The organism is Parabacteroides sp. AM17-47 (assembly GCF_003434625.1).
Lineage (GTDB): Bacteria > Bacteroidota > Bacteroidia > Bacteroidales > Tannerellaceae > Parabacteroides > Parabacteroides distasonis.
In genome coordinates, this window is the sequence record NZ_QTLI01000032.1 from 1 (window position 1) to 12915 (window position 12915).

At 46.2% G+C, this 12915-nt stretch carries 10 protein-coding genes and 1 tRNA gene; 6 read left to right on the forward strand and 5 right to left on the reverse strand.

Annotation, left to right across the window (positions count from 1 at the left end; all coding sequences use genetic code 11):
- Positions 1-312: 312 nt before the first annotated feature.
- Positions 313-753, reverse strand: coding sequence for a hypothetical protein (locus DW205_RS19930; RefSeq protein ID WP_005859997.1), 441 nt, complete (start codon positions 751-753; stop codon positions 313-315).
- A 98-nt stretch (positions 754-851) separates the two neighbouring features.
- Entirely contained in the window at positions 852-1619 is a 768-nt protein-coding gene (locus DW205_RS19935) for a porin family protein (protein WP_005863419.1), read from the reverse strand.
- A 218-nt stretch (positions 1620-1837) separates the two neighbouring features.
- On the opposite strand from DW205_RS19935, the gene DW205_RS19940 reads away from it, so the two are divergent.
- The 4 genes from DW205_RS19940 (at position 1838) to DW205_RS19955 (ending at position 6628) form a co-directional block, all read left to right on the forward strand.
- Positions 1838-4573, forward strand: coding sequence for a DNA gyrase/topoisomerase IV subunit A (locus DW205_RS19940; protein WP_005863421.1), 2736 nt, complete (start codon positions 1838-1840; stop codon positions 4571-4573).
- A 3-nt stretch (positions 4574-4576) separates the two neighbouring features.
- Positions 4577-5446: a DUF3316 domain-containing protein gene (locus DW205_RS19945; RefSeq protein ID WP_005863423.1), complete on the forward strand. Its 870-nt coding sequence runs from the start codon at positions 4577-4579 to the stop codon at positions 5444-5446.
- A gap of 11 nt (positions 5447-5457) precedes the next feature.
- Positions 5458-6474 (forward strand): S41 family peptidase, encoded by a 1017-nt coding sequence (locus DW205_RS19950; protein WP_005863425.1) that lies wholly within the window; start codon positions 5458-5460, stop codon positions 6472-6474.
- Between the two features lie 72 nt (positions 6475-6546).
- Positions 6547-6628, forward strand: a tRNA-Leu gene (locus tag DW205_RS19955).
- Between the two features lie 328 nt (positions 6629-6956).
- Here DW205_RS19955 and dprA read toward each other — a convergent pair.
- Genes dprA through DW205_RS19970 form a run of 3 tightly spaced genes read right to left on the reverse strand, consistent with a single transcriptional unit; the run spans position 6957 to position 9748 of the window.
- Entirely contained in the window at positions 6957-8075 is a 1119-nt protein-coding gene (gene dprA, locus DW205_RS19960) for a DNA-processing protein DprA (protein WP_005860007.1), read from the reverse strand.
- Positions 8076-8489, reverse strand: a complete 414-nt coding sequence (locus DW205_RS19965; protein ID WP_005860009.1) for a thioesterase family protein — start codon at positions 8487-8489, stop codon at positions 8076-8078. It lies immediately after the preceding gene.
- Positions 8489-9748 (reverse strand): peptidase U32 family protein, encoded by a 1260-nt coding sequence (locus tag DW205_RS19970; protein WP_005863429.1) that lies wholly within the window; start codon positions 9746-9748, stop codon positions 8489-8491. Before DW205_RS19970 ends, DW205_RS19965 begins: the two co-directional genes overlap by 1 nt.
- 279 nt (positions 9749-10027) lie before the next feature.
- On the opposite strand from DW205_RS19970, the gene dusB reads away from it, so the two are divergent.
- Both dusB and DW205_RS19985 read left to right on the forward strand, forming a co-directional pair.
- Complete coding sequence (gene dusB, locus DW205_RS19980) at positions 10028-11017, forward strand: tRNA dihydrouridine synthase DusB (RefSeq protein WP_005863431.1); 990 nt, start codon at positions 10028-10030, stop codon at positions 11015-11017.
- Positions 11018-11316: 299 nt separating this feature from the next.
- Positions 11317-12885 carry an ATP-binding protein gene (locus DW205_RS19985; protein WP_005863434.1) on the forward strand — a complete coding sequence of 523 codons (1569 nt, stop codon included), beginning with the start codon at positions 11317-11319 and terminating at the stop codon, positions 12883-12885.
- The last annotated feature ends 30 nt before the right edge of the window (positions 12886-12915 follow it).

Genomic DNA, 12915 nt, shown 5'->3' on the forward strand with positions numbered 1-12915 from the left:
TGTTATTGAATGTGTCTACCTATATCAGCATAAGACAAAACCCACTTTTGCTTTTAATCCCTACGCTACGCTCTGCATTTTTTGTTATATTTATGGCAAATATAGAAAACCATAAGAACTAAAAGAATTTTCAAATTACCGGAGGAAAAGTACAAGGAGTGAGAACAACTACGGAAGGGGTCTTATTGTATAAGGGTATTTCATGAAGACCGGAAATCCGAACGAACAAGGATTGGACGAATAGGCACCCTATACGAAGGAAAAAACATTCGTGATGACATTCTATATCGAATAAAGTCATCACGAACGCCTTCAAATATACTCATAGGACTCCGAGAAACTCGACTGGGAGCTAGAAGAAGCCAATTCTTCAGAGACTAATTGATGCAGATTGCCATTCTGATCATAGGACTTCGTGATCCGACGAAGCTCTATGGGTTTCTTCTCTGTCGGGAGAGAAGTATAAACCATGATCTCCATGTTCAATCCGTTCTCATTGCGGTACTCGCTATATCGGAGAACCTCGGACGTTTCGGGATCACGAATCGTTTCTTTTGTCAACAACCCTGTCTCATCGTACTCATAGTCCGTATAAGTAAGCTTCCGGCCGAGTTCGTCGTACTCAACTTTCCGTTCCAGAAGATTATTCTTATAAGAAAAGACTGTCACCTTGCTCTTGCCAATAACCGGATATTCAGTAATCCCCTTTATTTTCCGGCCTTGTTCATCATACTTATAATGAAGCGTAGACAAATTATGATACGTCTAATCTAGGTTTCTGTTGAAGTAAACTTCTTACGCCAAAAGACACCGAATATTCGTCAGATTCGTATCCTATGAGTGATTTGCCGTTAAAGCTTGAACTTATACCCAACCGTCAGACTCATCGTATTGTAATTGGCACCGACACTTCTTACTTCATACAGAGAGAAATTATCGCCATCGATCTTATAGTTACCGCCCTCATCACCTAGAGAGAGATCATACCCCAGATTCATCACCCAGTTATTCACCTCTATACCAAAAGAAGTTGTCAATCCCCAATCAAAAGAATTCACGTCTCGAAATGGATGATCGGCGCTTTCAGCCTCATCATATCCCGAATGGCCATAACCATAACTATACCCTAGGCCAGTAGATTTGACATATTTACCAAGCGCCTGCGGCTCCTTCGAATACCCCATCGTAAACGAAGATCCCCAATTCGTATCATTCTTGACAGATACACCGGCATACATACCGACCGCTAAATGCATACGTACCTCTTTCGACACTTTCCATGAGAAATCAGCCATCACGGGCAATTGCAAAAAATGTTGCGTGATACCACCGGTCATCATCTCTTTCAAGACATACGTAGCAGACTCCGTCGTTCTCGGATAATCTCCCAACGAATACCCTCTATTCGCATAATATAAACCGGATTTCAATCCAATCCATCCCGGTTCAAACTGGTAAGATACACCAACGCCTACCTTAACCCCCGCACGCCAGCTAGATCCCATTCCAACACGATTAACCGCAGCAAATCCACCCTCCGGAGTAATCCCCCAGCGTGATTGAGCGCTCACCACCAAGCCGCTCAAAGCGCATAACACAAATAAAATCAGCTTCTTCATATCATATTCTTTTATATGTAAATATCAATTGTTATTGATAAGACAAAAGATTCTGAAAAACCCCTACCACCTAAATATTTATTTTATAAAATCTCTTTATTTAACGCAAACTCACTCTCGTAAAAGCCTCATTCTTATAAAAACTGCCGAATATTTGCTATATTTACACCCTGTTAGCAATTTGGCGTAATAGCGTTGTGTAGAAAGAACTGGATTTTATGAGACCGGAAGATAAAGAAGACGATTATATCGAGGATAAGGAAAACGAGGAAATTGAGGATATAAATAGTGATACCCAAGATAACGAGGCTACGGAGGAAGAGGCGAATACCCATTCCGACTATAAAGTCCCGGGGAAAGGGGATACACGTGTCACGACCTATCATTTGTCTGGGATGTACCAAAACTGGTTCCTAGACTACGCTTCTTATGTGATCTTGGAACGGGCCGTTCCGCATATCAACGATGGACTGAAACCCGTACAACGACGTATCCTGCACTCCATGAGGAGGTTGGATGACGGGCGGTATAACAAGGTTGCGAATATCGTAGGTCATACGATGCAGTTCCACCCTCACGGAGACGCCTCTATCGGAGATGCCTTGGTGCAATTGGGACAAAAGGATCTATTGATCGATTGCCAAGGAAACTGGGGTAATATCCTGACGGGAGACGGAGCCGCCGCTCCTCGTTATATAGAGGCTCGCCTTTCCAAGTTTGCCTTGGAGACCGTATTCAATCCCAAGACAACCCTTTGGCAGCTTTCTTACGACGGACGTAATAAGGAACCGGTTACCTTACCGGTAAAATTCCCTTTATTGCTGGCACAGGGCGTGGAAGGTATCGCCGTAGGCCTGTCTTCCAAGATACTCCCTCATAATTTCAATGAGTTATTAGATGCTTCCATCGCCTATCTACGGGGAGAGGAATTCGCGTTATACCCGGATTTCCAGACAGGAGGCTCTATCGACATAGCCAAATATAATGATGGAGAACGGGGTGGATCGGTGAAAGTCCGTGCGAAAATCGGCAAGCTCGATAATAAGACATTGGTGATCTCGGAGATCCCGTATGGAAAAACAACCTCTACCGTGATCGAGTCCATCCTAAAAGCGAACGATAAAGGAAAGATCAAGATCAAGAAGGTAGACGATAATACCGCCAAGGATGTAGAGATCTTGGTGCATCTCGCTCCGGGGGTCTCTTCAGACAAGACCATCGATGCTTTATACGCCTTTACGGATTGTGAGATCAGTATCTCCCCGAACTGTTGCGTGATCAAGGAGGACAAGCCGCATTTCCTTACGGTCAGCGATGTGCTTCGCCACTCTACGGATCGTACGCTGGAGCTTTTACGGGAAGAGCTCAAGATCCAGAAACAAGAGCAAGAGGAGGCCCTGTTCTTCGCCTCCCTTGAAAAGATATTTATCGAGGAGCGCATCTATAAAGATCCGGAGTTCGAGAACGCCAAGAACATGGACGAGGCGATATCCCATATCGACCTTCGTTTAGAGCCGTTCAAGCCCCGATTTATCCGTGAGGTTACCCGGGACGATATCCTGAAGCTCATGGAGATCAAAATGGGACGTATCCTAAAGTTCAACTCCGACAAGAGTAACGAGTTCATCGCCCAGACCTTGGAACAAATCGCCAAGATCAACGATAAGCTGGAACATATCGTCGACTATACCATCGATTGGTTTACCATGCTGAAAGAGAAATACGGCAAGGCTTACCCTCGCCATACCGTGATACGCAATTTCGACACGATCGAGGCGACCAAGGTCGTAGAGGCGAACGAGAAATTGTATATCAACCGTCAAGAAGGTTTCATCGGCATGGGACTGAAAAAGGACGAGTTCATATGTAACTGCTCGGATATAGACGATGTCATCATCTTCTATCGCAACGGTACTTATAAGATCGTCAAGGTAGCGGATAAGATCTTTATCGGTAAGGATATTCTATATGTCAACGTATTTAAGCGTAACGACAACCGGACGATTTACAACGTCATATACCGGGACGGTAAGTTCGGATATAATTACATCAAACGCTTCGCCGTCACAGGCGCTACACGCGATCGGGAATACGACCTGACCAAAGGTACGGAAAACTCCCGTGTCCTTTACTTCAGCGCAAACCCGAACGGAGAGGCGGAGACCGTCAAGGTAATCCTGAAACCCAAACCCCGGCAGAAACTACTCGTCTTCGAAAAGAACTTCAGCGAGATAGCCATTAAGGGACGGGGTTCTCAAGGTAATATCCTGACGAAAGCGGAAGTGCACAAGATCAGCCTCAAGCAGAAAGGCTCTTCCACCTTGGGAGGCCGGGAAGTATGGTTCGACTGGGACGTACTCCGGTTAAATTACGATGGGCGGGGAGAAGAACTAGGCGAGTTCCACAGCAACGATCAGATATTGGTGATCCTGCCGAACGGCGATTTCTACGTCACGAATTTTGACCTTAGCAATCACTACGAGTCCAATATCATGGTCATCGAGAAATACCAGCCGAGCAAGATATGGACTGCCGTATTATACGACGCGGATCAGAAATATTATTATATCAAACGATTCCTGCTGGAGGTAAACACCCGGAAGCAGAATTTCCTAGGAGAGAATCCGAAGAACCGCTTGATGTTGCTTACGGATGAGGTCTATCCTCGTATCGAGGTGATCTTCGGAGGCCACGACGCCTTCCGGGAGGCTCTCGTCCTCGATGCCGACGAATTTATCGCGGTGAAAGGCTTCAAAGCCAAAGGTAAACGAATCTCTACATTTGAGGTCGAGACAATCAATGAGCTGGAACCGAATCGTTTCGTCCCTTCCGAAAACGCATCGGAATCAGACGATACCGAAGGCAATGAGGAGGGAAACGACACTGACGACGGGCAGAGTACCACGGATATTATCGATGAAATCACGGGACAGATGAAATTGTTTGACGAATAACCTATGAAAGCTATCACCTGTTTGATTGGTTTGTTCCTGCTGTTTCTCGCGTCATCGGCCAAGGCCCAGTCCGATGGAGACGAGATCCCTTGGTCTATCAACAGCGGGACCATGGTCGGTATAGGCAGCTACAACCTAATGGACACCTATTTATCTCCCAGCATGGAAGATAAGAAATATACAGGCCCCGGATTACGGGTAATGAATGAACGGATGAAGAGGGTCCGGCTGGCAAACTATCGGGTATCCAGACAGCAAACCATAAGCGTCGATCTGGCTAGCACGGATAATGCTGCCTCTACCGCTACGGATTTCGCGGGCTTTATCGATTATACGTTGGGTTACCATTATCATTTGCCCACGGTATTGCCGGATTTAAAGCTTCTGGCGGGTGGTGCCGTGCATGGCATGGGTGGTTTTATATACAATACCCGCAACGGAAATAACCCGGCCTCGGCGAAAGCGGATATCGATTTGAACATCTCCGCCATGGCGATCTATAAGTTACGCGTCAAGGAATATCCTATGACGCTGCGCTACCAGTTCACGATCCCCTTCGCCGGTGTTTTATTCTCCCCCCATTACGGGCAATCGTATTACGAGATCTTCAACCTAGGGAATGCTTCGGGAGTGGTGCAATTCAATTCCTTCCATAATAAATTCGCCATGAAGAACTTTTTCACGGTCGATTTCCCGGTTTGTAATTTTACGATACGGGCAGGTTACCTAAACAGCTCTTACCGTACGGATATCAATGGGATACAGTCTCATATAATCTCTCACTCTTTTATGATCGGCCTCGTGAAAGAATTCATCTCTTTCGGAGGAAAACGCCTAAAGAATACCCAGCGGTTCAGAAGCGCTTATTATTAAAAGGAAATCAAATGAAACGATACCTTATATATATATGTATATCTCTCGGATTCCTGTTTACCGGATGTGAGAAATCGGACGAATACGTGGCCTCCCCACAGGAGAACTTTGAGGCGCTTTGGAAAATATTGGATGAGAATTACTGCTTCTTCGAATACAAGGACATTGATTGGAACGAGATTCACGACCGTTATAAGACGCAGATAAGCGATACGATGAACCAATACGTCCTATTTGACGTATTAGGCGATATGCTAAACGAGCTGAAAGACGGGCATACCAATTTGATATCCACCTTCAATATGTCCCGCTATTGGGATTGGTATCTCGATTATCCGGATAATTTCGACTCGGACATACAAGAGAATTATCTCGGAAGGAACTACTCGATCGCCGGAGGACTTAAATACACGACATTGAGTGACGGGCAGATCGGGTATATTTACTACGGTAGCTTTTCCAGTTCGGCCGGCGAAAGCGGTTTGGATCACATATTCTATCAATTCAAGGATTGCAAAGGTTTGATCTTCGATATCCGGGATAATGGCGGTGGCATGTTATCAAACGCCGATCGCATCGCTTCCCGTTTCTTGGAGGAAAAGATACTGACCGGCTATATCCAACATAAGACGGGTAAAGGGCACGATGACTTTTCCGAACCTTATCCCCTTTATCTCTCACCTTCCGAGCGTATCCGCTGGTTACGCCCTGTTGTGGTCTTAACGAATCGTCATTGCTACAGCGCCGCCAACGATTTTGTGCAGAAAGTACGCATGATGCCTTATGTAACGACGATGGGAGATCGCACCGGAGGCGGTAGTGGCTTCCCCTTTAACTCCGAGTTGCCCAACGGCTGGGGTGTCCGTTTCTCCGCGTCTCCCATGCTAGATGTAAACAAACAGCATACGGAATTCGGTATCGATCCTACATATAAGGTTTCTATGACCCAAGAAGATATCGAGAAAGGTAAAGATACGATTATCGAGGCGGCGATCACCCACCTCTTGTCCGAGACCGAGAAGAAATAAGGTTTCGCTAAAAAAACAACGCAAATATTTGCAAGTTTATAAAAAAGCATTACCTTTGCACACGATTCCAATGCGGCTGTGGTGTAATTGGTAGCCACGTCAGACTTAGGATCTGATGCTTCACGGCGTGGGGGTTCGAGTCCCTTCAGCCGCACAAATCCAGAAATCCTTGTAAGTTCGCTTACAAGGATTTTTTAGTATGGATAAACCTCCTCCATATATACAAGCACTGTGAAGATCAAGGATTACAAACAACATCCAAACTGTTAATTTTAGAAGATTTTATGCCTATTCTGTATAGTTTCAAATTCAAAAACATTTTTTATACCGGGCAGACATGTTGTTTAACACAAGTTATACTCAAAACCCTTGACAAAGGGGCTTTACAAGCTTATCTTTGCATTGTGGTTTTTTCATAATAGTATTAGATTTAAGGTTAACAAAGTTTGGTTAGGGCTTGTCGTGAGACAGGCTTTAATTATTTATAGGGGTTTCATTCGTTTATAGATGCTTCCCGGCATCGATTTTATCTTTCCATCCAATTCCAACTCAAAGAGCAGAGAAGATAATTGATGTACCGGAAGATTCAAGGCTACGGACAATTCATTGATATGAGATTCCTTTCGCATTTCCAAGAACGACAAGATCCGTTCACTCTCCTCGTTCTCAGGAAATAATAATTGGGTTTGGACCGGTAACGCGTCTGTCTTTTGAGCGACATCCCAACGCATCGCCATGATTAAATCGTCAGCGCAAGTGATCAAGCCTCCTTTATTCTGCCGGATTAAGCCATTACATCCTTTAGAGTTGATATCCGTTACCCGGCCCGGAAAGGCATAGACATCCCGGCCATACGAGAAAGCGATATCCGCCGTGATCAAAGAGCCTCCTTTCTCCGCCGATTCAATAACGATCGTGGCATCCGCCAGACCGGCTACGATCCGGTTTCGCCGGATAAAGTTCTGCCGATCCGGATTCGTCCCGCTAGGGAAGTCGGTCAATAAACCTCCCCTCTCCAACATCTCGACCGCCGTAGAGCGATGCACGGGAGGATAGATACGATCCAAACCATGCGCCAATACGCCCACCGTGGGCAATTGGTTCTTCAACGCATTCCGATGAGCGCAAATATCGATGCCATATGCGAGTCCGCTAACGACCAATAGATCCGGGAAAATCACGGACAAATCCCGCAATAAACGCTCGGTCACTTCCTGCCCATAAGCGGAGGCCCTACGAGTACCCACAACGCTGATGATATGGGCGGCGTTTAAATCCGCGTTCCCCTTGAAATAAAATAAAACCGGAGCGTCCGGGCATTCCCGCAGACGTTCCGGATAATTCATATCTTTCAAGAAATAGATAGAGATACCGTTCTTTTGGGCAAAAGCCAATTCTTTCTCTGCCCGTAAAAGCACATCCGCCCGCTTAATCTCGGCGATAATCGAATCGCCGATACCCGATATCTTCTCTAGCGACTGGCGCTTTTCCGTAAACACGGCCTCCGCATCTCCCAACGCTTCCAGAAGATGGCGGGCTAGGATATCTCCCACCCCATTAATCATAGTAAGGCCAATTTGGTAAATCTGTTTGTCTGTCATTTATGCTTGTTTTGATTCTATTCGCTTTAGCATCTCATCGAAATATTCTCCTCTGGTTAATTTGCCATTCTCTACGACAACGGATTCCACGACTCCTTTAGTAGCCAGCGCCCCATCGGATTCCCGGTAAATATCTTGCTCGAACACCAGTTTCACCCCTTTCTTATATACATTCAGGCAAGAAGTATACCGATCGCCGCTCCGCAAGGAGTTCTTGAACTGGATATCCACACGGGCCACAAAAGCATCGATGCCCTTCTCATGCATGGCGCCGAAGTTCTCACCCAACGACTCCAGAAACTCATGCCGGGTATGCTCCATATAATGTTGGTAATTGGAGTTATTCACCACGCCTTGCAAATCGCACTCATAATCGCGAACCTTGTCTGTCAGTTTAAAAATATATTCCTTCATTATCGTAGTTCTTTTTCGATTTGTACTTTCTCCATTTTATAAAGACGATCGGACGGGCGGATCTTCTCGGACATCTTTATCGAGAAGCGTTCCCCTTTCACGGTCTCCTCCACCGGTTTCAGGTCTACCCGGATCTCATCGACGGTCTGCATAACGGCTCCGGTCGTGGGACCTGTTACCAAGATCTCATCGCCTACTCTCAAGGAACCGGACTCCATCTCAAACTCGGCGACACCGATTCCGCTGAAGTATTTGATACCCCGTGCCACGTACACTTTCTTACGGGTAGCACCAGAGCCATATTTACTGCTCCATTCACCCAATCGTTGTCCCAGATAGTAGCCATCCCAGAAACCGCGATTAAAGACCCTGCGCAGACGCTCGTCCCAAACCGCTACCTTCTCCTCATCGAAGGTACCTTCGCAATAGGCCTTGACCGCCTCTTTATAACATTCGGTCACGAGACGCACATACTCCGGCCCGCGGGCACGCCCCTCCAGCTTGAACACACGTACGCCGGCATCCATCATCTTATTCATGAAATGAATCGTCTTCAAGTCTTTCGGCGACATGATATACTGATTCTCCACATCCAGCTCGATCTGGCTATCCTTGTCATGCACCGTATAGGCACGACGACAAATTTGCATGCAAGCCCCCCGGTTGGCGGAAGCGTTCATCTCATGCAAACTCAAATAGCATTTACCGGACACGGCCATGCACAAAGCCCCGTGAGCGAACATCTCTATGCGGATCAATTCCCCTTTCGGGCCTTTGATCTGCTGCTTCACGATCTCCTGATAAATCTCATGCACCTGCTTTAAGTTCAATTCGCGAGCCAATACGACCACATCGGCGAAGCGGGCGTAAAACTTCAACGCCTCCACGTTCGAGATATTCAACTGCGTGGATAAGTGCACCTCTTGCCCGATACTATTCGCGTAATTCATAGCGGCCACATCGGCGGCGATAATGGCGGAAACACCCGCATCCTTAGCGGCGTCTATGATCTCCCTCATCAACGGAAGATCCTCACCATAAATAACCGTATTAACCGTGAGATAACTCTTGATACCATGTTCCCCGCAAATAGCGACGATCTTACGCAAATCCTCCGTCGTGAAATTATTCGACGAGCGAGAACGCATATTCAATCCCTCGATACCGAAATAAATGGAGTCGGCCCCTCCTTGTATAGCAGCCATCAACGATTCATAGGAACCGACAGGCGCCATTATTTCAAAATCCTTCTCTTTCAAGGTTATATATTTTAATATTACGGTAGCAAAGGTACGAATAATATTTGAGAAGATTTCTTATAAGCACAAACCCTCCATCCCATCATGAAAGAATAGTTCCAGTTGGAGAAGCACAAGATCCTAAATAAAGCGGGGCAATCCGAGCTCTATCAATATATCATAAATGATCCGGATTATTAAAAACGCCTGTTCCATCCACCGATCATCTTACGAGATGTAAAAATTATTCCCCAAAAAGAAGTACTTTTGTAATCTCTATTTAGTTAGCAAACAGAAGGTATGAAGATTGGTTCAATAGATTTAGGGGAGCGTCCGGTATTCTTGGCGCCTATGGAGGACGTGACGGATATCTCGTTTCGTTTGATGTGCAAAAGCTTCGGGGCGGACATGGTATATACGGAGTTCGTATCGAGCGACGCGTTGATCCGCAGTGTGAACAAAACACAGCAAAAACTAAATGTCTCCGATGATGAGCGTCCGGTCGCTATCCAGATTTACGGTAAGGACGTAGCCTCGATGGTAGAGGCCGCACGTATTTGCGAGGAAGCTCGTCCGGATATTTTAGACATAAACTTTGGTTGCCCCGTAAAGAAAGTAGCAGGCAAGGGAGCCGGGGCCGGTATGCTACGCAATATCCCGTTGATGCTGGAAATCACGAAAGAAGTAGTGAAAGCCGTGAACATCCCCGTCACCGTGAAAACCCGTTTAGGATGGGATGCCGACAACCGTGTTATCGTGGATCTGGCCGAGCAACTACAGGATTGCGGTATCGCCGCCCTCTCCATCCACGGACGTACACGGGCGCAAATGTACACGGGCGAGGCGGATTGGACCTTGATCGGTGCCGTAAAAAATAACCCTCGCATGCAAATCCCTATCATCGGGAATGGCGACGTGACTTCCGCCGAGATATGCAAGCAGCGTTTCGAGGACTATGGCGTAGACGCCGTAATGATCGGTAGGGCTAGCATAGGCCGCCCTTGGATCTTCCGGGAGGTAAAACACTATCTTACGACCGGGGAATTATTGCCGCAAGAGCCTTTCTCTTGGTATCTGGATATCCTAAAAAAACAAGTGGAGCAAAGCGTGGAACGATTGGACGAGCGTAGGGGAATCTTACATATTCGCCGTCATCTGGCAGCTACTCCGCTCTTCAAAGGTATTACCGATTTCAAGCAAACACGGATCGCCATGCTACGTGCGGAGACTGTTAACGAATTATTCGAAATTATGAATAATATTCCTAAAAAGTACGGAATTCTAGAATAACAAGCTTGATATATATCAAATTGAAACCTATTTGCGATATTTTTACAATAAAATGTTACAAATACTATTGACGCATATTATAAAACCCCTTATATTTGCATCGAGTTTTTTTCATAGTATTTTAGATCTAAGGTTAACAAGTCTTTGCAAGGGGGGAATCGTGAGATTGTTTCATTGAGGAGCAAAAAAAGCCGCATCCATATTGGGACTAGCGGCTTTTTTGTTTTTCCGGACTCTATATCCTAAATCAAGAAACTTATCGTATCTTTGTCAATAGGTCACATTAAATACTTGGTACTATGAACCAGACTATTTATCCCATCGGTATACAGAACTTCGAGAAGATTCGTAAGGACGGCTATCTCTACGTCGACAAGACCGCTTTGGTTTATCAATTGGCGAATACCGGAAGTTACTACTTCCTCAGCCGTCCCCGACGTTTCGGGAAAAGCCTGTTACTCTCTACTCTGGAAGCCTATTTCCAAGGGAAGAAAGAGCTATTCGAAGGATTGGCGATCGCGAATCTGGAGAAAGAGTGGATGGAGTATCCCATCCTGCATCTGGATTTGAATGCCGAGAAATACTCAGACGCAGGCGCCTTGGAAAGCATACTACGGCGTTTCTTGAATCTTTGGGAAGACCGGTGGGGGAAGGATGACAGGGAGACCACACCTTCCGATCGTTTCACCGGTGTGATACGCCGAGCTTATGAGAAAACAGGACGAAGAGTTGTCGTGCTGGTAGACGAGTACAACAAGCCTTTACTCCAAGCCCTAGAGAACGCAGAGCTTCAAGAGGCATATCGTGCGATATTAAAGGCGTTCTACGGTGTATTGAAAACCATGGACGGATATATCCGGCTGGCATTTCTAACTGGTGTCACGAAGTTCGGGAAAGTGAGCGTATTCAGCGACCTAAATAACTTGGACGATATATCTATGCGAGAGCCATACGCCGCGATTTGCGGGATTACGGAAGCAGAGTTACTAACTTATTTCGACGGAGATATCCATAAACTGGCCTCCTCCCTCGAACTGACCTATGATGAAACACGCTCCTTGCTGAAAAAGCGTTACGACGGCTATCATTTCGTAGCCAACGTACCGGGTATCTATAACCCTTTCAGCCTGCTGAATACCTTTAAATATATGCGGCCTGAGGATTATTGGTTCGAGACCGGAACACCTTCTTATTTAGTAGAGTTACTCAAGCACACCCATTACGACCTCTATGAGCTGGCAAATACCGAAACCGATGCCGATGTGCTGAATAGTATCGACTCAACCTCTAGCAATCCTGTCCCTGTCATTTACCAAAGCGGCTACCTTACGATCAAGGATTATGATTCTCGCTTTGGTATCTATAAACTAGGATTTCCCAATTTAGAGGTAGAAGAAGGCTTTGTCAAATACCTGCTTCCTTTCTACACCAGTGTTAGCGCCCCAAAGACTCCTTTCGAAATCGGGCGTTTTGTCCGGGAGGTGGAGAATGGTGATTACGACGCTTTCTTCCGTCGCTTGCAAAGCTTCTTCGCCGACACCCCTTACGAGGTGATCGCTGGCCAAAAGCCGGAACGAGACACGGAGTTGCATTACCAAAATGTACTTTTCATTGTCTTCCGACTGATCGGGCTTTACGCCAAGGTGGAATACCACACCTCAAACGGTCGTATCGACCTCGTCGTACAGACCGATCGTTACATATACATCATGGAGTTTAAGTTGAATGGCTCTGCGGAAGATGCCCTGCGGCAAATCGACGAGAAACGATACGCCCTGCCTTTCGCCAACGATGGACGCAAGGTTTTCAAGATCGGTGTAAACTTTTCTTCCGAGACACGAAACATTGAGCGGTGGGTGGTGGAATAAAAAAGCCTATGTTTTCGCACACACGCTATA